Here is a 21,254-nt window from a genome sequence, read left to right as displayed (position 1 = left end):
CCACGCCCTTTTAGCCGCACCCGCGCTGGAGATGTTCGATGGATCCTGCCGTTTTCGAAGAGTGGATGATGACCGGACTGGTCTCGATCCTGATCATTTTCATGGGTTTCATCGTCTGGGATCTGGCGAAGAAGTCCAAGGCCGGGCGCTTTGGCTCGTTCATTCTGTTCTTCGTGCTGGGCCTGGGCGTGGCGGCGTTCATCATCAAGAGCGTGGTGATCGGCCTGATCGAATCCGGCGCCTTATAAACGCGCCGGTACTTCCTTCCACTGGCCCTGATCGAGCCCTTCGATCGTCCAGTCGCCGATTCTGACCCGCACCAGACGCAAGGTCGGTAACCCGACCGCCGCCGTCATGCGCCGCACCTGGCGGTTGCGCCCTTCGCGAATCACCAACTCCAGCCAACTGGTTGGCACGCTTTTGCGAAAGCGCACCGGCGGATTGCGCGGCCACAGCTCGGGCTCGTCCAGTTGCCGCGCCTCGGCGGGCAAGGTCATGCCGTCATTCAATTCGACGCCGTCACGCAAGCGCTGCAACTGCTCGGCGTCCGGCTCGCCCTCGACCTGCACCCAATAGGTCTTGGCCAGCTTGTGTTTCGGGTCGGCGATCCGCGCCTGAAGCTGGCCGTCGTTGGTCAGCAGCAACAAGCCTTCGCTGTCGCGGTCCAGCCGTCCGGCCGGATAGATTCCCGGTACATCGATGTAATCCTTGAGGGTCGCGCGCCCTTCGCCGTCGCTGAATTGCGTCAGCACATCGAAAGGTTTGTTGAACAGGATCAGCTTCGGCTCGGCCGGTGGTGCCTTGGCGACACGGCGCGGGGCTGAAGGAGAGGGTTTCGCGCCAGGGCGGCGGGAAACGGGGCGTTGAGGACGGGACATGGCGAAGAGAACATCTAACGGTCAGGGCTGCTAATGCTAGTGCCCTGACCGCCAAATGACCATGACAACCGTTAGCGGAACGGCGGCTCGTCGAAGCTGCGCAGTTTGCGCGAGTGCAGCGAGTTGAGTTCGGTGCGCAACAGATCCACCGCCTCGATACCGATCTTCAAATGCTGGCTGACCGCGCGCTCATAGAAGGCGTTCGCCGAGCCCGGCAACTTGATTTCACTGTGCAGCGGCTTGTCCGAGACGCACAGCAACGTGCCGTAGGGCACCCGCAATCGATAACCCTGGGCGGCGATGGTGCCGCTTTCCATGTCCACCGCCACGGCGCGGGACAGGTTGATCAGCGGTCGTTCCTGGGCCCAGCGCAGTTCCCAGTTACGGTCGTCGTAAGTCAGCACGGTACCGGTACGCAGGCGTTTCTTCAGTTCGTCGCCCTTCTCGCCGGTGACGTTGGCCGCCGCTTGCTGGAGCGCAAGCTGCACTTCGGCCAGGGCTGGAATCGGAATGTTCGGCGGCACCACCCGATCGAGAATACCGTCGCGACGCATGTAGGCGTGGGCCAGCACGTAATCGCCAATAGTCTGCGACTGACGCAAGCCACCGCAGTGACCGATCATCAGCCAGCAATGCGGGCGCAGCACGGCCAGGTGGTCGGTGATGTTCTTGGCGTTGGACGGGCCGACGCCGATGTTGACCAAAGTCACACCGTGGCCGTCACTGGCGATCAGGTGATAGGCCGGCATCTGATAACGGTGCCAGACTACGCCAGCGGCAATTGCCGAGGCTTCGTCGTGATCCATGCTTTTTTCGATGATCACGTTGCCCGGCAGCACCATGCGCACGAAACGCGGGTCTGTGCGCAGTTGCTCCAGGCCATGGACGATGAACTGGTCGACGTAGCGGTGATAGTTGGTCAGCAGAATCCACGGCTGCACATGCCGCCAGTCGCTGCCGGTGTAATGCACCAGGCGGCGCAGGGAGAAATCCACCCGTGCAGCATCGAACAGGGCCAGTGGCAGCGGATCGGTGTTTTCCCAGTCGTACAAACCGTCGGCAATGCCGTCGGTCGCGGCCGACAGGTCGGTACTCGGGAACACTCGCGCCAGCACGGCAGCGGTGACGCCGGAACCCGCCAGTTCATCGCCCTGCTCGACCACATACGGATACGGGATGTTCTGTTCGCTGACACCGACTTCCACGGTCACGGTGAAATCGTGCATCAGCGGAACCAGCTGTTCCAGCAGGTATTTACGGAACGCCGATGGATGGGTGACGGTGACGCTGTAGGTGCCCGGCAACTGGACCTTGGCATAGGCACGGGTGGTCTGCGGGACTTCGCCCTGGCAAAGGTAGGTCAGGCGCAATTCGGGATAACGGAACAACGCTCGCTGCTCGGCATCAGGCTCGACGCGGTCCTTGAGATAGCGCTTGAGCGCCTGACTCAGCGCGGTGGTTGCACGATTGTGCAAGAGTGCAAGCCGATCCACGGCTTGCTCGGCGGTTTGAACGACAATAAAAGCTTCGGTCACGATCAGCATCCTGTGTTCTGACTTGCAGACCTTCATCTTGCCTGCATCGTCGCTTCACGGGAACAGCCAAAAAAGATCGCAGCCTGCGGCAGCTCCTACAAGGGCTCGTCGTGCACCCGTAGGAGCTGCCGAAGGCTGCGATCTTCTAACCAATCAGAAGCCTTGTGGAGTCGAGCGAGCGACAATGGCTTCCACGTCCAGGCCGCGTGGCAATGCGCCGTACACTCGGCCGCCACCATCCAGACGACTGGCAATAAACGCATCACTGACCACCGCATTCCCGGCTTCCAGCAACAACTTCGCCTGCAGCCCCAAGGCGATGTCTTCGGTCAATTGCCGGGCACGGTACTGGATGTCGCTGGTGTCCTTGAAGGCTGCCTGCAACTGGCTGATGTGCGCCGCCAGGCGCTTGTCGCCATGGCCATCGCCCAACTCGCTGAACAGCGCATCGAGCACGCCCGGCTCTTTCGACAGGGCACGTAGTACATCGAGGCATTGCACGTTGCCGGAACCTTCCCACGTCGAATTCACCGGCGCCTCGCGGTATAGCCGCGGCAGGATGCTTTCTTCGACATAACCCGCGCCGCCCATGCATTCGGCCGCTTCGTTGATCATGGCCGGCGCCCGCTTGCAGATCCAGTATTTGCCCACCGCCGTCACCAGCCGGGCGAATTTGGCTTCCTGTGAGTCGTCCAGATGATCCAGCGCCCGGCCCATGCGCAGGCTCAAGGCCAGGGCGGCTTCGCTTTCCAGCGCCAGATCCGCCAGCACGTTCTGCATCAACGGCTGTTCGCTGAGCAGTTTGCCGCCAACCGAACGGTGAGCGCAGTGATGGCTGGCCTGGGTCAGCGCCTGACGCATCAGCGAACTGGAACCGACCATGCAATCGAAGCGGGTCATGGCGACCATCTCGATGATCGTCGGAACGCCCCGGCCCTCCTCACCGATCATCCACGCCAGTGCGCCCCGGAACTCCACTTCGCTGGAGGCGTTGGAGCAATTGCCGAGCTTGTTCTTCAGGCGCTGGATATAGAACTGATTGCGCATGTCGTCCGGACGATGGCGCGGCAGCAGGAAACAGGTCAGGCCCTTGTCAGTCTGCGCCAGGGTCAGGAAGGCGTCGCACATCGGCGCCGAGCAAAACCATTTGTGCCCGACCAGTTCATAGGCCTGGCCCGGACCGCTGGCACCGACCGGATACGCCTTGGTGGTATTGGCCCGCACATCGGTGCCGCCCTGCTTCTCGGTCATGGCCATGCCGATGGTAACCCCGGCCTTGTGGGCCATGCCGACGTTGCGCGGATCGTATTCGGTGGCGAGGATTTTCGGCAGCCACTTTTCCGCCAGGTCCGGTTGCAGGCGCATGGCCGGCACACTGGCGAAGGTCATGGTCAGCGGGCAGCCGCTGCCGGCCTCGGCCTGGCTGTGCAGATACGACATCGAAGCGCGGGCGACATGGGCGCCGTCCTGTGGGTGCGCCCAGGGCAGCGAGGTCAAGCCGTGCTCGACCGCCGTGCGCATCAATTGGTGATAGGACGGATGAAACTCCACCAGATCGATGCGATGACCAAACCGGTCATGGCTGTTGAACACCGGCTTGTTCTGATTGGCCAGGAACCCGTCTTCCATCAACGGGCCACCGGCCAGTGCGCCGTAGGCGTCGATCCGCGATTCGGCCCAACCGGCCCCGAACCGCCGCGACCATTCCTGCAACGGCAAGTCGATGCGGTACAGGTTGGCGCCATCCAGTGACGGCGGCTGGTTGGTGACTTCGTGGGTTTCGGCGAACTGATGCAGGTTCATGACAGGGCTCCTTTGGTCGGCCAAGGGACTTCAGTTAAGCACCGCCCCTCGGTCGATCAAAGTGTCATACCCGCCTAACTGTCGGCGCTTTCGCCCTGTTCCGAGCAAAGCACACGACGGTAGAGCGAGGCCTGCAAGTCTTCGAATTTCACCGGTTTGCTCAAGTGATCAATCACCGCGCCCGTGGGGCAGCGTTCACGGTCACCGCCCAAGGCGATCATGAACAACGGCAGCTCGGCATAACCGGGTAACGCGCGGATCTGGCAGCACACTGACTCACCGTCCTGCAGCGGCAACTGACAATCGATCAGCACCGCGTCAAACCCTTCGCGCTGCAAGAGATCGAGCGCGACGTCGGCGCTGTCGGCCGTACGCACGCGAAAGCCCAGCTTGAGCAACATGCCGCGCATCACCAACTGGCTGATACTGTTGTCATCCACCAACAGCACGGCACAATCCTGAGGCAAGCGCAGGCGCGGAAAATCCCGGGGCATCAACGGCGTCACCGGACGTTCGGCCACCGGCAGCCCGACTTCCACATCAAGCTGAAACCGACTGCCGCGTCCTGGCTCGGTGCGATGAGTCAGGCGTCCACCCAGCAATTCGACCAACTGTCGGCAAATCGCCAGGCCAACACCCAGTCCACCGTATTCACGGGTCATCGAGCCGTCGAGCTGGAAGAACCGTTGATACATCGTGGCCTCCCCCAAGTCGGTGAAGCCAATGCCCGTGTCGATCACCGCAAAGGTCAACGCCAGCCGGTCGGGCTCAATGGCCTTGCCGGTCACCCGCAGGGCCAGGCCGCCGATCCGGGTGAACTTGATGGCGTTATCCAGCAGGCATTCCAGGCATTGCGCGATCTTGACGTTGTCGCCGTGCACGCGATCCGGCACACCTGGCGCGACATCGACCTTGAAGTCCAGCGACTTGCTCGATGCGTTGCCCTCGAACTGCGTGCGCAGTGCCTCGACCATGCCGCGCAAGCTGAAGGTGTCGGCCGAGGCCTTGAGTTTGCCGGCCTGCAGTTCGGTGAGGGTGAGGATGCCGTTGACCATGCGCATCATGTCCCGCGCCGATCCCGCAGCCGTCTGCTGATACTGCTCAAGCTCCGGATCCATTTCGACCGTCTGCATCAGCTCCAGCGAACCGATCACCCCGTTCATGGGCGTGCGCAGTTCGTGAGTCAGGGTGGCAAGGAACTCATCCTTGAGCTTGTTGCTGCGAGCCAGTTGCTGGTTGAGGACTTCAAGCTTCTGGCTGGCGTCGAATAGCGTTTGCGCCTGCTGCTCGCGCATGTCGTTGATACGGTCGGCCAGCGCCAGGGACAGCAACGCCACTTCGATGGCCGAGCCGATCTGGCTGGAATACATGGTCAGGAACACATTCGGCAGGTAGCCCAGCACCATCAGCGTATTGACGATGCCGCCGAGCAAAAACGCCGACCAGGCAATGATGAAATACCGCGCCACGCGCAGGCCTCGCAACCAGGCAAAGATCCCGGCGGCAAAAATCACCATGGTGAATGTCAGCGCCAGGGCCGTGGCCAGGCGCAAGGCCAGGGCGTAGCTGGTCATCAATGACAGGCCGACCACCAGCGCACTGAAAGCAACCAGCGCCAGCAACAAGCGGTCGAGCCAGCGACTGTGGGTAGCCATTTGCAAGAAACTGCGGGCGAACTGACTGCCGAACAGCCCCGCACAGCCGATGAAAAACGGCGTCGCGGCGTTGGCCCACCACGGATTGTCCGGCCAGAAATACTGCACGGCCGCACCGTTTACCGACAGCTGATACAAGCCGAACGAGGCGATATAGAAGATGTAGTAGAGGTAACTGGTGTCGCGCACGCTGAGGTAAATGAACAGGTTGTAGACCAGCATCCCCAACAGCACGCCGTAGATCAGCCCCAGTACGTAGAGGCGCACGGGCTGCTCTTCGAGGTAGGCGGTGCTCGACCACAACGTGACCGGTGCCTGGATCGAGCCTTCGCTTTGCAATCGCAAGAATACGGTTTCGGCCTGGTCAGGTTTGAACGTCAGGTCGAACAAATAGTTGTTCTGACGAATCTCGCGGCTGGCGAACGGCAAGGCATCGCCGGTCTGCCTGACCAACTGATAATTGCCGGCCGCATCGGGCAAATAGAGATCGAGATGATCGAGGGGCGGATAGGCCAGTTCCAGCAGCCAGGTCCGTTGCGCCGCCGGATTGGCCGGACGGTAATGCAGGTCGATTTTCAGCCAGAACACCGAACGCGAGTACCCGGCGTTGAGCGTGTCTTTGTGGTGCGGTTTGAAGTTGCCGGCCGCCGCTTGCGCTCGGATATCCGCGATGGTCGCCTGACCACCTGCGTCCTCATAGACCTGCAGGGTACGGCCCAAGGGGAGGCTTTGAGTGGACTCATCGAACTCGACGGCGTTTGCCAGGAGGGGCAAACACAACAGCAACATCAGCAAATAGTGCATTGAAGCCCCAGCGTGGCCTGTCCGGTTCTGTCAGGAAGCCCCCCATTCCTTTTGAGCAGACGGAAAACCGGTATCACCTGTTATTGGTTTGGATCCACTCTAGCATAGCCGTTGATAGCCATTAAACACCATTGAAATTTTTCCTACAAAGGCTCTAGAACGGGCATTTCAGCGATACCACCAGAACATATTAAGAGGCAGGCAATTCACTGTAGCGAGGGAACAGCCGGACTGGATGTCGCTACACCCGAAAAACGTTGTTTGGTGGTAAGCTCGCGCACCATGAATATCTACAGCTCTCGCCCCGTTGTCCTCTGTCTCTCCGGCCACGACCCAAGTGGTGGCGCCGGCTTGCAGGCAGATATCGAAGCCCTGCTCGCTCAGGGTTGCCATGCGGCTCCGGCCGTCACCGCCCTGACCGTGCAAGACACCGTCAATGTCACTGACTTCCGCGTCCTCGACCGTGAGTGGGTACTGGCCCAGGCCAATGCCGTGCTCAACGACTCCGAAGTCGCGGCCGTCAAACTGGGTATGCTCGGTTCACTGGAAATGGTCGACACTGTGGTCGAACTGCTTTCGGCGTACCCGCACTTGCCGGTGGTCTGCGACCCGGTGCTGCGCGCTGGCGGCGGCGGACGCCTGGGCAAGGACGAAGTCGGCTACGCCATGCGCGAACGCCTGCTGCCCCTGTCGATCATTGCGACCCCCAACCTTCCCGAAGCCCGCATCCTCGCCGAACTGCCCGAAGGCACCGCGGACGAGTGCGCTGAAAAACTCTTGCCGTTCGTCAAACACCTGCTGATTACCGGCGGCCATGGCGACGAAACCGAAATCCACAATCGCCTGTACAGCCGCGACGGCCAGCGCGAAACCTTCACCTGCCAGCGCTTGCCGGGCAGCTATCATGGTTCCGGTTGCACCCTGGCCAGTGCGCTGGCCGGTCGTCTGGCCCAGGGCGAAAACCTCGCCAGTGCCGTACAGACCGCGCTTAACTACACATGGCGCACCCTGCGTGATGCCGAGCAGCTGGGCAAAGGCCAGTTTGTGCCGCGCCGTTTGCCACTGGATTTCTGTTCGTAACTTCTATTTGTAATGCGGTGAGGCTTGTCCGATGAAACTACGTGGCCTGTACGCCATTACCGACAGCCATTTGCTGGACGGTAAGTTGCTCAAGTACGTGGAGGCGGCGCTGGAAGGCGGCGTCACCTTGCTGCAATACCGCGACAAGAGCAGCGACGAGGCCCGCCGCCTGCGTGAGGCCGAAGCCTTGCGCGGGCTGTGCGAACGTTACAAGACGCAGCTGATCATCAACGACGACGCCGAGTTGGCGGCGCGCCTGAACGTGGGCGTGCACCTGGGCCAGACCGATGGCCCACTGACTCCGGCCCGAGCACTGCTCGGGCGCCAGGCGATCATCGGCTCAACCTGCCACGCGCAGCTCGAACTGGCCGAACAGGCTGCCAAAGAAGGTGCCAGCTACGTCGCGTTCGGCCGCTTCTTCAATTCGAACACCAAGCCCGGCGCACCGACCTGCAGCCTCGACCTGCTCGACCAGGCCCGCAAGCAGTTGCACTTGCCGATCTGCGCGATCGGCGGCATCACCCTGGATAACGCCGCACCACTGGTGGCCCACGGCGTCGATCTGCTGGCGGTGGTACACGGCCTGTTCGGTGCCGAGAGCACGGCTGAGGTGACCCGCCGCGCCCGCGCCTTCAATGAATTGTTTTCTATTTAAGCTTTAAATCTGATTTGAGAGCCCGATCATGTCTCGTTCCGAAACGCTGTTTGCCAATGCCCAGAAACACATTCCCGGTGGTGTGAACTCGCCGGTTCGCGCGTTCAAGAGCGTCGGCGGCACGCCGTTGTTCTTCAAGCACGCCGAAGGCGCCTACGTCACCGACGAAGACAACAAGCGCTATGTGGATTACGTCGGTTCCTGGGGCCCAATGATCCTCGGCCACAGCCACCCGGAGGTGCTGGACGCCGTGCGCAAACAGCTGGAACACGGCCTGTCCTACGGCGCCCCGACCGAGATGGAAACGCAGATGGCCGATCTGGTCTGCTCGCTCGTGCCATCGATGGAAATGGTGCGCATGGTCAGCTCCGGCACCGAAGCAACCATGAGCGCCATTCGCCTGGCCCGTGGCTTCACCGGCCGCGACAGCATCATCAAATTCGAAGGCTGCTACCACGGTCACTCCGACAGCCTGCTGGTCAAGGCCGGCTCCGGCGCACTGACCCAGGGTGTACCGAGCTCGGCCGGTGTGCCGGCGGCGTTCGCCAAACACACCCTGACCCTGCCGTTCAACGACATCGATGCCGTTGAAGCCATGCTCGCCGAAGTCGGCCAGGACGTGGCCTGCATCATCGTCGAGCCAGTGGCCGGCAACATGAACTGCGTGCCGCCGGCACCGGGTTTCCTCGAAGGCCTGCGGACCCTGTGCGACAAGCACGGCGTGGTGCTGATTTTCGACGAAGTGATGACCGGTTTCCGTGTCGCCCTCGGCGGCGCCCAGGCGTATTACGGCGTGACGCCGGACCTGACCACCTTCGGCAAGATCATTGGTGGCGGCATGCCAGTCGGCTGCTTCGGTGGCAAGCGTGAAATCATGCAGCGCATCGCCCCGCTGGGCCCGGTCTACCAGGCCGGCACGCTGTCCGGTAACCCGCTGGCGATGGCCGCCGGCCTGACCACCCTGCGCCTGATCAGCCGCCCGGGCTTCCACGCCGAACTGACCGACTACACCACTCGCCTGCTCGACGGCCTGCAACAGCGCGCCGATGCGGCCGGCATTCCGTTCGTGACCACACAAGCCGGCGGCATGTTCGGCCTGTACTTCAGCGGTGCCGACGACATCGTCACCTTCGATGACGTCATGGCCAGCGACGCAGCCCTGTTCGGCCGCTTCTTCCACCTGATGCTGGAAGGTGGCGTGTACCTGGCACCAAGTGCTTTCGAAGCTGGCTTCACCTCGATCGCCCACGGCGAAGCCGAACTGAAGCTGACCCTGGACGCCGCCGAGCGCGCCTTCGCGGCCTTGAAGTAACGCTCAATTGCTGACGTTGGCCATTGCCAGCGTCAGCTTTCGCCTACGCGCCTGCCTGTATTCCTACACTTTCAGCAAAAATCCCCCGCAAAACGGGTGATATATTTCCCGCGTAGCAGAAAAACGAGTAAAGACTTTGTAAGGTTGCCCCTGCTTATTTCATAATGCGCGCTTATTGGATCCCTCGATGGGTCCGCGCGCCCTTCAGAGGTAAGTCGATTCCCATGAACCGCACCGGCCGCACCCTTGCACTGGGCTGCCTGTTGCTTCTTCAGCCACTGCTCGCGCAAGCACAAGCAGGCGGCAACTCGTTGTTAATCCCAGCGATGGGTCGCTGCACCCTCAATACCCAGCCGCAAGACCTGGAACAGGCGCTCGCCGCCTGCCAGAAAGCGTCGGATGAGGGGGATGCGCAAGCGCAATACGAGTTGGGTGAGTTCTACTACGAAGGCAAAAACGCGCCGCGCGACCTCAATCAAGCCCTGAGCTATTTCGAAAAAGCCTCGCTGCAAGGCCATGCCCAGGCGCAATTCAAGCTCGGCACCATGTTCTTCCACGGCGAAGGTGTGCCGGCCAATAACGTCCAGGCGTATATCCTGCTGAAGATGGCAGCGGTCAACGGCGCCGAAGATGCCCTGGACACCGCCGACGAAGTCACTGAAAAGATGCCCCGCGAAGAACTCGAAGTCGCCACCCAGGTGCTCGGGCAAATTTTCCGTAAATACCTGATGGAATTGCAGAGCGCTGACGGGCGTACGCCGTTTTCGCCACTGCCCTGACTTCTGTGTTGATCTGACTGGCCCCATCGCGAGCAAGCTCGCTCCCACATTTGATCTCTGGCGCTCACAAAACCTGTGTGCGCCGCAATTCCCTGTGGGAGCGAGCTTGCTCGCGATTGGGGGCGACTCGGTCTTGAGACTTACTTCTCAGGCATCGGCATCGGAAACGGCATGACATTGCCGACCGCGCCACGGGCTTCGCTGATTTTCGGGGTCCCCAGACGCTCGACCTCGTCGATACGCACGATCGAATGCATCGGCACAAAACTGCGCACCACGCCTTCGAACTGAGCCTTGAGCTTTTCTTCGCTCGGATCGACGACCACTTGCGTGCGCTCGCCAAAGACGAACTCTTCCACTTCCAGAAAGCCCCACAGATCACTTTGATAGATCTGCTTGGCGTACATTTCGAACACCTGGCCCTGGTTGAGGAAAATCACCTTGTAGATTGGAGCTTCACGTTTGGTCATGGTGGGCGGGTAACACATCGGGGTAAAAATGAGGGCGCGAACTATAGCACAGCCGTCGGACGCGCAACGGTAGGAACCACGGGACATGTTCCCTATAATGCGCGGTTCTTTGAATCAGGTGATGACTCTCTCCATGGCCAAGAAGCTTTACATCGAAACCCACGGTTGCCAGATGAACGAGTACGACAGCTCGCGCATGGTCGATCTGCTGGGCGAACATCAGGCCCTGGAAGTCACCGCCCGCGCTGAAGACGCCGACGTGATCCTGCTCAACACTTGTTCGATCCGCGAACGCGCCCAGGATCGCGTCTACTCCCAGCTCGGCCGCTGGCGCGAACTGAAGCTGGCCAACCCGGACATGGTGATCGCCGTCGGTGGCTGTGTGGCCAGCCAGGAAGGCGCGGCCATCCGCGATCGTGCACCGTACGTCGACGTGGTCTTCGGCCCGCAAACCCTGCACCGCCTGCCGGAAATGATCGACGCCGCGCGCATCAGCAAGCTGCCGCAAGTCGACGTCTCGTTCCCGGAAATCGAAAAATTCGACCATTTGCCCGAGCCGCGCATCGACGGCCCGAGCGCTTACGTGTCAGTGATGGAAGGTTGCAGCAAGTACTGCACGTTCTGCGTGGTGCCCTACACCCGCGGCGAAGAGGTCAGCCGGCCGTTCGACGACGTGATTGCCGAGATCATTCACCTGGCCGAAAACGGCGTGCGCGAAGTGACGCTGCTGGGGCAGAACGTCAACGGTTATCGCGGGACCACTCATGATGGGCGCCTGGCCGACCTGGCCGAGCTGATCCGCGTGGTCGCCGCGGTCGACGGCATCGACCGCATCCGCTACACCACATCGCATCCGCTGGAGTTCTCCGACAGCCTGATCCAGGCCCACGCCGACGTGCCGGAACTGGTCAAGCACCTGCACTTGCCGGTGCAGTCGGGCTCGGACCGCATCCTCGCCGCGATGAAGCGCAACCACACCGCGCTGGAATACAAATCCAAACTGCGCAAGCTGCGGGCCGCCGTGCCGGGGATCTGCATCAGCTCGGACTTCATCGTCGGTTTCCCCGGCGAAACCGAGAAAGACTTCGAGCAAACCATGAAGCTGATTGCCGACGTCGGCTTCGACTTTTCCTACTCGTTCGTCTACAGCCAACGCCCGGGCACACCGGCCGCCGACCTGGCGGATGACACCCCGGAAGCGTTGAAAAAAGAACGTCTGAACGCGCTGCAACATCGCTTGAATCAGCAAGGTTTCGAGATCAGCCGACAAATGGTCGGCTCGATCCAGCGCATCCTGGTGACCGATTACTCGAAAAAGGACCCGGGCGAGCTGCAAGGCCGGACCGAAAATAACCGTATCGTCAACTTCCGCTGCGACAATCCGACCCTGATCGGCCAGTTCGCGGACGTGCACATCGATGCCGCGCAGCCGCACTCGCTGCGGGGTTCGTTGATCCAGTAACACCGCATTTCCCTGTGGGAGCGAGCTTTCTCGCGATAGCGTCAGGCCAGACAACTCATTTGTTGAATGTCAGGCCGTCATCGCGAGCAAGCTCGCTCCCACAAGGACTGCGTACGACGTTGGTTATTTAAGAGCTTTCGCGCCCACGCCACTGGCGCTATCCTTGATTCATCACTATTGCCCCAGGGCGGCTAAATACGACCTTGAACGCACCCATAGAACCACATCGTTTCATCCTCGAGCCTTTTGAAGCTCGCCGCTTCGCCAATCTGTGCGGGCAATTCGACGAGCATTTGCGCTTGATCGAACAGCGCCTGACCATCGAGATCCGCAACCGCGGAAACCAGTTCGAGCTGATCGGTGAACCCAAACACACCACCTCCGCGGAAAACCTCCTGCGCCGCCTGTACCGGGAAACCAAGGGTACCGAGCTGTCGCCGGACATGGTGCACCTGTTCCTGCAGGAATCGGCCGTCGAACAGCTGGACAACCACTCCCCCGCCGAACCGTCCGTGGCCCTGCGCACCAAAAAAGGCATGATTCGCCCCCGCGGCTTGAATCAGCTGCGCTACGTGAAGGAAATCCTCGGTAACGACATCAACTTCGGCATCGGCCCGGCCGGTACCGGCAAGACCTATCTGGCCGTGGCCTGCGCGGTCGATGCGCTGGAGCGCGAGCAGATCCGCCGCATCCTGCTGGTGCGTCCGGCGGTCGAAGCGGGTGAAAAACTCGGCTTCCTGCCCGGCGACCTGTCGCAAAAGATCGACCCGTATCTGCGCCCACTCTACGACGCGCTATACGAAATGCTCGGCTTCGAATACGTCGCCAAGCTGATCGAGCGCCAGGTGATCGAAGTCGCGCCGCTGGCCTACATGCGCGGCCGTACGCTGAACAACAGCTTCATCATTCTCGACGAAAGCCAGAACACCACGGTCGAGCAAATGAAGATGTTCCTGACCCGGATCGGCTTCGGTTCCACGGCCGTCATCACCGGGGACATCACCCAGGTCGACCTGCCACGCGGCACCAAGTCCGGCCTGCACCACGTGATTGAAGTGCTCAAGGATGTGCCGGGGATCAGCTTCACCCATTTCCAGCCCAAGGACGTCGTGCGCCATCCACTGGTGCAGCGCATCGTCGAAGCCTACGAGCGCTTCGAAACCAAAGCGGCCGATGATGCCGCCGCCAAGGACAGCCGCCGCGATGCTTGAGCTTGACCTGCAAATCGCCACCGAAGCCAACGCCCCCAGCGAAGCCGAGTTCCGCCAGTGGTGCGAACTGGCTTTGCGCCAGCGCACCGCCGACTCGGAGATGACCATTCGTCTGGTCGACGAAGCCGAAGGACGCGAGCTGAACCACACCTGGCGGCAAAAGGATTACGCAACTAACGTCTTGTCATTCCCGGCCGACGTGCCGGATGAGTTCCTCGACATCCCGCTGCTGGGCGATCTGGTGATCTGCGTGGCCGTGGTCGAGCGTGAAGCCCTGGATCAAGGCAAGGAACTCAAGGCCCATTGGGCACACCTGGTGATTCACGGCTGCTTGCATCTGCTTGGTTACGACCATATTGATGACGACGAAGCCGAAGAAATGGAAGCACTGGAACGAACGTTGCTTGCAGAACTGGGCTTTCCCGATCCGTACGCGGACGACGAAGCCGATTTATCCCCTACCGAAACAACAAAGGATTCAGAGTAATCGCTATGAGCGAAGATCGATCGAGCAACGGGCAGAAGTCATGGCTGGGTAAGCTCACCCAGGCTTTTGCCCACGAGCCGAAAAACCGCCAGGAGCTGCTGGAGCTGCTGCGCGATGCACACCAGAACAAACTGCTGGACAGCGAAGCGCTGGCCATCGTCGAAGGCGCCATCCAGGTGGCTGACCTGCAGGTCCGGGACATCATGGTCCCGCGCTCGCAAATGGTCAGCATCAAGGCGACCCAGACACCCCGCGAGTTCCTGCCTGCCGTGGTCGACTCGGCCCACTCCCGCTACCCGGTGATCGGCGAAAGCCACGATGACGTGATGGGCGTGTTGCTGGCCAAGGACCTGCTGCCGTTGATCCTCAAGGAGAACGGCGACAGTTTCAACATCAAGGACCTGCTGCGCCCGGCCACCTTCGTGCCGGAATCCAAGCGCCTTAACGTGCTGCTGCGCGAATTTCGCGCCAACCACAACCACATGGCCATCGTCATCGACGAGTACGGCGGCGTGGCAGGCCTGGTGACCATCGAAGACGTGCTGGAACAGATCGTCGGCGACATCGAAGACGAACACGACGTCGAAGAAGACAGCTACATCAAGCCGCTGCCCAGCGGTGATTTCCTGATCAAGGCCCTGACGCCGATCGAGAACTTCAATGAGTTTTTCGACAGCGAGTTCTCCGACGATGAATTCGACACCGTTGGCGGCCTGGTGATGAGCGCGTTCGGGCATTTGCCAAAACGTAACGAAATCACTGAAATCGGCCCGTACCGCTTCCGCATCCTGAACGCCGACAGCCGTCGGATTCACTTGCTTCGCCTGACGCCCATTGCTCGCTAAGGATTGAAATGCGCTGGACAACCCGCCCCGGCTGGCCCGGTAACCTGCTGGCCGTGGCGGCCGGTGCAATCACCACCCTGGCCCTGGCGCCGTTCGATATCTGGCCACTGGCACTGCTCGCCGTCGGCCTGTTCTATGCCGGCCTGCGCGAACTGAGCCCACGTCAGGCATTGGGTCGCGGCTGGTGCTTCGGTTTCGGCCTGTTCGGTGCCGGCACCAGCTGGATCTACTACAGCATTCACCATTTCGGCGGCGCTTCAGTGCTGCTGGCCGGTTTCCTGATGCTGCTCTTCACGGCGGCGATTGCCTGGTTCTTTGCCCTGCCCGCCTGGGTTTGGGCGCGCTGGCTGCGTCGCAATGAGGCGCCGCTGGCCGATGCCCTGGCCTTCGCGGCGCTGTGGGTCGCCCAGGAAGCGTTTCGCGGCTGGTTCCTGACGGGTTTCCCGTGGCTGTATTCCGGGTACAGTCAGCTCGACGGCCCGCTGGCCGGGCTCGCCCCCATCGGCGGGATGTGGCTGATTTCCTTTACCCTGGCCCTGACGGCCGCGTTGATCTACAACGGCTTGCGCCTGGTTCGCACGGGACGCAAAGGCTTCATCGCTGCCGGCGCATTGCTGCTGGTCGGCCCCTGGCTGGTCGGTATCGCGCTCAAGCACCACGCCTGGACCAGCCCGTCGGGCCCGCCACTGAGCGTCGCAGCCATTCAGGGCAACATCGAGCAGAGCATGAAGTGGGACCCGGCGCAGCTCAACGCGCAACTGGCGTTGTACCGCGACATGAGTTTCAGCTCCAAACGAGCCGATTTGCTCATCTGGCCGGAAACGGCGATCCCGGTGCTCAAGGAATCCGCCGAGGGCTACCTGAACATGATGGGCAGCTTCGCGGCCGAACGTAAATCGGCGTTCATTACCGGCGTCCCGGTCCGCATGGAGGTACGCCACGAGAAGCGTTTCTTCAATGGCATCACCGCTACCGGTGAAGGCGACGGCACCTATCTCAAGCAAAAACTGGTTCCGTTTGGTGAATATGTGCCCTTGCAGGATATGCTGCGCGGACTGATCGCGTTCTTCGATCTGCCAATGTCAGACTTCGCTCGTGGCCCGGCTGACCAGCCGTTGCTGCAGGCCAAGGGTTATCAGATCGCGCCGTTCATCTGCTATGAAGTGGTTTATCCGGAGTTCGCCGCCAGCCTTGCCGCCCGCAGCGACCTGCTGCTGACCATCAGCAACGACACCTGGTTCGGCACCTCCATCGGCCCCCTGCAACACCTGCAGATGGCGCAGATGCGCGCACTGGAGGCCGGCCGCTGGATGATCCGCGCTACCAACAACGGCGTGTCCGGCCTGATCAACCCGTTCGGCCAGATTACCGATCAGATCCCGCAGTTCGAACGCGGCATCCTGTATGGCGAAGTGGTGCCGATGCACAACCTCACGCCGTACCTCTGTAGGAGCTGCCGCAGGCTGCGATCTTTTGATCTTTACCGGTAAAAAAGCGAATAACCGATCTGCCCCACCGCCTCGTTCATCAATTGCCCGTTCTGCCAGATCGCCTTGAACTCCGGCATCCAGCCACCCAGTGGCCGCGAGTTATCCCCACCCAGAAACCCTACCGGCGCCGGCACCACCTCAAACCCGGCCTTGCGGAAACTCCAGACCGCTCGTGGCATATGCCAGGCGTGAGTCACGAGCACCACACGCTTGATGCCCTGTGGCAGCAACACCTCGGCGCTGAACTGCGCATTTTCCCAGGTCGTGCGGCTGCGCCCTTCCTGCCAGCGCACGCTCACGCCAAAATCGTCACGCAAGGAGTCAGCCATCATCTGCGCCTCGCTGGGCGGCGTGCCGTAATGCAAGCCGCCGCTGGTCAATACCGGCAAGCCGGAAACCTTGGCCAGCCGCGCGGCAAAGCGCTGGCGTTCCAGGCCGACGCCCGTGGGCTGGTCAGCGCCCCACGCCACGTCACCGCGCTCGCGCCCCGATCCGAGGACCACGATCGCATCCGCGCGCTGCCCCAGGACTGCCCATTCATCGCGGGCCAGCGGTGGCTCCCGCTCGAGCAGGCCTGCACTCCACTGCACCACCACCGGCAGGCTCATCAGCCAGAAGCCGCCCAGACCCAGCGCAAAGCACGCACCGGCAAGCCTTGGCCTTGAACGGCGCAACCACCAGGCAAGCAAAAGCAGCAGCAATAGAATGCCGGGTGGCAAAAGAAGTTGTTTTACGAAATAACGAAAAGGCATTGAGCATCTCCCGGAGATGCCCGAAGCCTAAGTGGGTTGGCGCAATGCGACAATCATTACGGAAGGACTATGTTTCAAAAATGCATGGAGCATGGCTCTGTGCCCTATTTGAACTGGAAAGACCGGACCTTTACCGCGTCTCTGCCGGGAACCTTGTCCTTGAGCCAGATGATCTTGGCCGAACGTGGTGCGTCGAGTTGCTTTACCGCCTCTGACAAGCATCCGTGTGTCTCACGCTCACTGCGATCCAGATACGCCTTGACCAGTGCAAACTCTGCGGGGCTCAGACCACGCAGTTCCAGTTCCAGAGGGTGTTCGTCGCGCAACCGGCCAGCGGTCCTTGCCGCATCCAGGGCCAAGGCCAAACGATCGATCAGCCTTTCGTACAGCTCCGGTTTTGTAGCTTTTTGCTGTGACTCAACCATCCCTCACCTCATTGGAAGATAAGACCTACTCCCCAGTTAGAGCTTAGCTTCCATGAACAAACCGGCTGAACGCCGCGACCAACGGCCCTCGCAGCGGTTTTCGCAGGACGCGCGGCAGCAATCAGGGTTTCCCTCGGCAGAGTGCGGTCATGTATGCTACGGCGCTTCCTGTAACTCCACTTCCAGCTCGGCTGGGCATCGAAAACGCCAATTTGGCGTGATCAGCGTCCAGCGTTGCATTGAAGAGGATTAGGCCACCCCTATTCAGTTCAAAAGTAGCCATGCACGAACAATATCAGCCCCGTGAAATCGAAGCCGCCGCCCAGTCGTTCTGGGACGAGCAAAAGTCCTTTGAAGTCAGTGAACAGCCAGGCAAGGAGACTTATTACTGCCTGTCGATGTTCCCTTACCCCAGCGGCAAACTACACATGGGGCACGTGCGCAACTACACCATCGGCGACGTGATCTCCCGCTACCAGCGCATGCAAGGCAAGAACGTTCTGCAACCCATGGGTTGGGACGCCTTCGGTATGCCGGCGGAAAACGCCGCGATGAAGAACAACGTAGCGCCCGCCAAGTGGACCTACGAAAACATTGCCTACATGAAGTCCCAACTGCGCAGCCTGGGCCTGGCGGTGGACTGGTCGCGTGAAGTAACCACCTGCAAGCCCGATTACTACCGCTGGGAACAATGGCTGTTCACTCGCCTGTTCGAAAAAGGTGTGATTTACAAAAAAAGCGGCACAGTGAACTGGGACCCGGTCGACCAGACCGTCCTGGCCAACGAGCAAGTGATCGACGGTCGCGGTTGGCGTTCCGGCGCGCTGATCGAAAAGCGCGAAATCCCGATGTACTACTTCAAGATCACCGCCTACGCGGATGAGCTGCTGGAGAGCCTCGACGAACTGACTGGCTGGCCTGAACAGGTCAAGACCATGCAGCGCAACTGGATCGGCAAGTCCCGCGGCATGGAAGTACAGTTCCCGTACAACGTCGATTCCATCGGCGAAACCGGCGCGCTGAAAGTCTTCACCACCCGTCCGGACACCCTGATGGGCGCGACCTACGTTGCCGTGGCCGCAGAACACCACCTGGCCACCCTGGCCGCCCGCAACAATCCTGAGCTGCAAGCGTTCATCGCTGAATGCAAGGGCGGCAGCGTGGCTGAAGCCGACGTCGCCACCCAGGAGAAAAAAGGTCTGCCGACCGGCCTGTTCGTCGAGCACCCGCTGACCGGCGAAAAACTGCCGGTATGGGTCGCCAACTATGTGCTGATGCACTACGGCGACGGTGCGGTGATGGCGGTTCCGGCCCACGACGAGCGCGATTTCGAATTCGCCCACAAGTACAACCTGCCGGTTAAATCGGTCGTGCGCACCAGTTCCGGTGATAGCAACCCGGCGCCATGGCAAGACGCCTACGGCGAGTACGGCACGCTGATCAATTCCGGCGAGTTCGACGGCCTCGACTTCGCGGGTGCCTTCGACGCCATCGAAGTTGCGCTGATCAAGAAAGAACTGGGCGCCTCGCGTACCCAGTTCCGCCTGCGCGACTGGGGCATCAGCCGTCAGCGTTACTGGGGCTGTCCGATCCCGATCATCCACTGCAACACTTGTGGTGACGTGCCGGTGCCGGAAGATCAACTGCCTGTCGTGCTGCCGGAAGACGTCGTACCTGACGGTGCCGGTTCGCCACTGGCGCGCATGCCCGAGTTCTACGAGTGCAGCTGCCCGAAATGCGGCGCGCCGGCCAAGCGTGAAACCGACACCATGGACACCTTCGTCGAGTCCTCGTGGTACTACGCCCGCTACGCCTCGCCGCACTTTGAAGGCGGCCTGGTCGAAAAATCGGCGGCCGACCACTGGTTGCCGGTGGATCAGTACATCGGCGGTATCGAACACGCAATTCTTCACCTGCTCTATGCGCGCTTCTTCCACAAATTGATGCGTGACGAAGGCCTGGTGAGCTCCAACGAGCCGTTCAAGAACCTGCTGACCCAGGGCATGGTGATCGCCGAGACTTACTATCGTCGCGAAGCCAACGGCGCTTACACCTGGTTCAACCCGGCGGACGTCGAGCTCGAGCGTGACAGCAAAGCCAAGGTGATCAGCGCCAAGTTGAAAGCTGACGGTTTGCCGGTGGAAATCGGTGGCACAGAAAAAATGGCCAAGTCGAAGAACAACGGCGTCGACCCACAGTCGATGATTGACCAGTTCGGTGCAGACACCTGCCGCCTGTTCATGATGTTCGCCTCGCCACCGGACATGAGCGCGGAATGGTCTGACTCCGGCGTAGAAGGTTCACACCGTTTCCTCAAGCGCGTCTGGCGTCTGGCTCAAGCGCACGTCACTCAGGGCCTGCCGGGCAAGCTGGACGTCGCCAGCCTGAATGACGAACAGAAAGCCGTTCGTCGCTCAATCCATCTGGCCATCAAGCAGGCCAGCCAGGACGTCGGCCAGAACCACAAATTCAACACCGCCATCGCTCAGGTGATGACGCTGATGAACGTGCTGGAAAAAGCCGCACAAGGCACCGAACAGGATCGCGCACTGATTCACGAAGGTCTGGAAACCGTGATTCTGCTGCTGGCTCCGATCACGCCGCACATCAGCCACGAGCTGTGGAATCAACTGGGTCACGCCGATCCTGTGATCGACGCCGGCTGGCCGGTGGTGGATGACAGCGCTTTGGTACAGGACAGCCTGCAACTGGTAATTCAGGTCAACGGCAAACTGCGTGGTCACATTGAAATGCCGGCCAGTGCCAGCCGTGAAGAAGTCGAAGCAGCCGCCCGTGCCAACGAGAACGTTCTGCGCTTCGTCGACGGTCTGACCATTCGAAAAGTGATCGTAGTGCCCGGAAAACTGGTCAATATCGTCGCCAGCTAATTGGATCAGGCGCCAGGTGAGCCTGGCGCCGAGTAAAACCTTTCGGGCCGCTTGATCGGCCCACATGGTTTCAAGGGGAGCAACAAGATGATCAAACGCAATCTGCTGGTGATGGGCCTCGCGGTTCTGTTGAGCGCCTGCGGTTTCCAGCTGCGCGGCACCGGCACCGACGAACTGGCGATCAAGGAACTCGACCTGAGTGCCCGCAACGCCTATGGCCAAACCGTGACCCAATTGCGTCAGGTACTGGAAGGCAGCGGCGTCAAGGTCTACAACGGCGCACCTTACAAACTGGTGCTGACCAATGAGCAGGAAAGCCAACGCATCCTCAGCTACGCCGGTGCCGGTCGTGCTGGCGAATACCAGGTGACCACCGTGTTGAACTACGACATCCGTGGTCGCGGTGACCTGCCACTGATAAGCGACAAGCTTGAAGTGCAGAAAATCTACATGCACGACGGCAACAACCTGGTGGGTTCCGACCAGGAAGCCGCAACGGCCCGGACAGAAGCCCGCCGCGAGCTGGTTCAACGCATGATGCTGCGCCTGCAACAAGTGAGCCCTGGCCAACTGGATCAGTTGCAGCAGACTGCCGAAGCCAAGGCCAAGGCTGATACCGCCGCACTGGAAGCGGCAAAAAAGGCTGAAGCGGATACCCCGCGTCAGTCGCCTATCGAACTGCCGCAGCAGTAAGACTTACGGGGCGCTCAGGCGCTCCGTTCG

General features: G+C 61.0%; 18 protein-coding genes and 1 pseudogene. 12 read left to right on the top strand and 7 right to left on the bottom strand.

What is annotated here, in order from left to right; translation table 11 throughout:
• The first annotated feature begins 38 nt into the window (after positions 1-38).
• Positions 39-248 (top strand): DUF2788 domain-containing protein, encoded by a 210-nt coding sequence (locus tag AC1D1M_RS18705; protein WP_003228500.1) that lies wholly within the window; start codon positions 39-41, stop codon positions 246-248.
• On the opposite strand, the gene AC1D1M_RS18700 is transcribed toward AC1D1M_RS18705, so the two are convergent.
• From AC1D1M_RS18700 to AC1D1M_RS18685, 4 genes are all read right to left on the bottom strand, one after another.
• Positions 243-878, bottom strand: coding sequence for a pseudouridine synthase (locus AC1D1M_RS18700; protein ID WP_347909298.1), 636 nt, complete (start codon positions 876-878; stop codon positions 243-245). The genes AC1D1M_RS18705 and AC1D1M_RS18700 overlap by 6 nt on opposite strands.
• Positions 879-949: 71 nt before the next feature.
• Positions 950-2,449 (bottom strand): AMP nucleosidase, encoded by a 1,500-nt coding sequence (amn, locus tag AC1D1M_RS18695; RefSeq protein ID WP_477776774.1) that lies wholly within the window; start codon positions 2,447-2,449, stop codon positions 950-952.
• 117 nt (positions 2,450-2,566) lie between these two features.
• The gene (locus AC1D1M_RS18690) at positions 2,567-4,216 is read right to left on the bottom strand and encodes an acyl-CoA dehydrogenase family protein (protein WP_477776773.1); all 1,650 of its coding nucleotides are present in this window, start codon (positions 4,214-4,216) and stop codon (positions 2,567-2,569) included.
• A gap of 74 nt (positions 4,217-4,290) precedes the next feature.
• On the bottom strand, positions 4,291-6,675 hold the full coding sequence (locus AC1D1M_RS18685; protein WP_477776772.1) for a 7TM diverse intracellular signaling domain-containing protein: 2,385 nt from the start codon (positions 6,673-6,675) through the stop codon (positions 4,291-4,293).
• 282 nt (positions 6,676-6,957) lie between these two features.
• Here AC1D1M_RS18685 and AC1D1M_RS18680 point away from each other — a divergent pair, with 282 nt between their 5' ends.
• From AC1D1M_RS18680 to AC1D1M_RS18665, 4 genes are all read left to right on the top strand, one after another.
• Positions 6,958-7,755 (top strand): hydroxymethylpyrimidine/phosphomethylpyrimidine kinase, encoded by a 798-nt coding sequence (locus AC1D1M_RS18680; RefSeq protein WP_477776771.1) that lies wholly within the window; start codon positions 6,958-6,960, stop codon positions 7,753-7,755.
• Positions 7,756-7,786: 31 nt separating this feature from the next.
• A complete protein-coding gene (gene thiE / locus AC1D1M_RS18675) occupies positions 7,787-8,410 on the top strand; it encodes a thiamine phosphate synthase (RefSeq protein ID WP_150726971.1) in 624 nt (207 codons plus the stop codon).
• 28 nt (positions 8,411-8,438) lie between these two features.
• Positions 8,439-9,722: a glutamate-1-semialdehyde 2,1-aminomutase gene (gene hemL, locus AC1D1M_RS18670; RefSeq protein ID WP_477776770.1), complete on the top strand. Its 1,284-nt coding sequence runs from the start codon at positions 8,439-8,441 to the stop codon at positions 9,720-9,722.
• Between the two features lie 224 nt (positions 9,723-9,946).
• A complete protein-coding gene (locus AC1D1M_RS18665) occupies positions 9,947-10,501 on the top strand; it encodes a tetratricopeptide repeat protein (protein WP_477776769.1) in 555 nt (184 codons plus the stop codon).
• A gap of 140 nt (positions 10,502-10,641) precedes the next feature.
• On the opposite strand, the gene AC1D1M_RS18660 is transcribed toward AC1D1M_RS18665, so the two are convergent.
• On the bottom strand, positions 10,642-10,971 hold the full coding sequence (locus AC1D1M_RS18660; protein ID WP_003185742.1) for a DUF1820 family protein: 330 nt from the start codon (positions 10,969-10,971) through the stop codon (positions 10,642-10,644).
• A 133-nt stretch (positions 10,972-11,104) separates the two neighbouring features.
• On the opposite strand from AC1D1M_RS18660, the gene miaB reads away from it, so the two are divergent.
• The 5 genes and pseudogenes from miaB to lnt all read left to right on the top strand — a co-directional run.
• Positions 11,105-12,433, top strand: a complete 1,329-nt coding sequence (miaB, locus tag AC1D1M_RS18655; protein ID WP_477776768.1) for a tRNA (N6-isopentenyl adenosine(37)-C2)-methylthiotransferase MiaB — start codon at positions 11,105-11,107, stop codon at positions 12,431-12,433.
• A 203-nt stretch (positions 12,434-12,636) separates the two neighbouring features.
• The gene (locus tag AC1D1M_RS18650) at positions 12,637-13,644 is read left to right on the top strand and encodes a PhoH family protein (RefSeq protein WP_008022966.1); all 1,008 of its coding nucleotides are present in this window, start codon (positions 12,637-12,639) and stop codon (positions 13,642-13,644) included.
• Entirely contained in the window at positions 13,637-14,131 is a 495-nt protein-coding gene (ybeY, locus tag AC1D1M_RS18645) for an rRNA maturation RNase YbeY (protein ID WP_477776767.1), read from the top strand. The genes AC1D1M_RS18650 and ybeY overlap by 8 nt, the downstream gene beginning before the upstream one ends.
• 5 nt (positions 14,132-14,136) lie before the next feature.
• Positions 14,137-14,976: an HlyC/CorC family transporter gene (locus AC1D1M_RS18640; protein WP_027924283.1), complete on the top strand. Its 840-nt coding sequence runs from the start codon at positions 14,137-14,139 to the stop codon at positions 14,974-14,976.
• 8 nt (positions 14,977-14,984) lie between these two features.
• Positions 14,985-16,421 (top strand): annotated as a pseudogene (lnt, locus tag AC1D1M_RS18635) (apolipoprotein N-acyltransferase); the annotation flags it as partial.
• Positions 16,422-16,456: 35 nt separating this feature from the next.
• On the opposite strand, the gene AC1D1M_RS18630 reads toward lnt, so the two are convergent.
• Entirely contained in the window at positions 16,457-17,218 is a 762-nt protein-coding gene (locus AC1D1M_RS18630) for a YdcF family protein (RefSeq protein ID WP_477776766.1), read from the bottom strand.
• A 104-nt stretch (positions 17,219-17,322) separates the two neighbouring features.
• Entirely contained in the window at positions 17,323-17,643 is a 321-nt protein-coding gene (locus AC1D1M_RS18625; protein ID WP_477776765.1) for a hypothetical protein, read from the bottom strand.
• A gap of 281 nt (positions 17,644-17,924) precedes the next feature.
• On the opposite strand from AC1D1M_RS18625, the gene leuS reads away from it, so the two are divergent.
• Complete coding sequence (gene leuS / locus AC1D1M_RS18620) at positions 17,925-20,531, top strand: leucine--tRNA ligase (RefSeq protein WP_477776764.1); 2,607 nt, start codon at positions 17,925-17,927, stop codon at positions 20,529-20,531.
• A gap of 87 nt (positions 20,532-20,618) precedes the next feature.
• Entirely contained in the window at positions 20,619-21,224 is a 606-nt protein-coding gene (locus tag AC1D1M_RS18615) for an LPS-assembly lipoprotein LptE (RefSeq protein ID WP_477776763.1), read from the top strand.
• The last annotated feature ends 30 nt before the right edge of the window (positions 21,225-21,254 follow it).

It is taken from the genome of Pseudomonas sp. P1_F7, assembly GCF_056405655.1.
Note: the sequence above shows the minus strand (reverse complement) of the source record. Positions and strands in the feature narration are given on the sequence as shown.

Excerpts from the sequence above, each read along its gene's own strand:
- AC1D1M_RS18705 (WP_003228500.1), top strand. The coding sequence starts at position 39 with ATGGATCCTGCCGTTTTCGAAGAGTGGATGATGACCGGACTGGTCTCG.
- AC1D1M_RS18700 (WP_347909298.1), bottom strand. The coding sequence starts at position 878 with ATGTCCCGTCCTCAACGCCCCGTTTCCCGCCGCCCTGGCGCGAAACCC.
- amn (WP_477776774.1), bottom strand. The coding sequence starts at position 2,449 with ATGAAGGTCTGCAAGTCAGAACACAGGATGCTGATCGTGACCGAAGCT.
- AC1D1M_RS18690 (WP_477776773.1), bottom strand. The coding sequence starts at position 4,216 with ATGAACCTGCATCAGTTCGCCGAAACCCACGAAGTCACCAACCAGCCG.
- AC1D1M_RS18685 (WP_477776772.1), bottom strand. The coding sequence starts at position 6,675 with ATGCACTATTTGCTGATGTTGCTGTTGTGTTTGCCCCTCCTGGCAAAC.
- AC1D1M_RS18680 (WP_477776771.1), top strand. The coding sequence starts at position 6,958 with ATGAATATCTACAGCTCTCGCCCCGTTGTCCTCTGTCTCTCCGGCCAC.
- thiE (WP_150726971.1), top strand. The coding sequence starts at position 7,787 with ATGAAACTACGTGGCCTGTACGCCATTACCGACAGCCATTTGCTGGAC.
- hemL (WP_477776770.1), top strand. The coding sequence starts at position 8,439 with ATGTCTCGTTCCGAAACGCTGTTTGCCAATGCCCAGAAACACATTCCC.
- AC1D1M_RS18665 (WP_477776769.1), top strand. The coding sequence starts at position 9,947 with ATGAACCGCACCGGCCGCACCCTTGCACTGGGCTGCCTGTTGCTTCTT.
- AC1D1M_RS18660 (WP_003185742.1), bottom strand. The coding sequence starts at position 10,971 with ATGACCAAACGTGAAGCTCCAATCTACAAGGTGATTTTCCTCAACCAG.
- miaB (WP_477776768.1), top strand. The coding sequence starts at position 11,105 with ATGGCCAAGAAGCTTTACATCGAAACCCACGGTTGCCAGATGAACGAG.
- ybeY (WP_477776767.1), top strand. The coding sequence starts at position 13,637 with ATGCTTGAGCTTGACCTGCAAATCGCCACCGAAGCCAACGCCCCCAGC.
- AC1D1M_RS18640 (WP_027924283.1), top strand. The coding sequence starts at position 14,137 with ATGAGCGAAGATCGATCGAGCAACGGGCAGAAGTCATGGCTGGGTAAG.
- AC1D1M_RS18630 (WP_477776766.1), bottom strand. The coding sequence starts at position 17,218 with ATGCCTTTTCGTTATTTCGTAAAACAACTTCTTTTGCCACCCGGCATT.
- AC1D1M_RS18625 (WP_477776765.1), bottom strand. The coding sequence starts at position 17,643 with ATGGTTGAGTCACAGCAAAAAGCTACAAAACCGGAGCTGTACGAAAGG.
- leuS (WP_477776764.1), top strand. The coding sequence starts at position 17,925 with ATGCACGAACAATATCAGCCCCGTGAAATCGAAGCCGCCGCCCAGTCG.
- AC1D1M_RS18615 (WP_477776763.1), top strand. The coding sequence starts at position 20,619 with ATGATCAAACGCAATCTGCTGGTGATGGGCCTCGCGGTTCTGTTGAGC.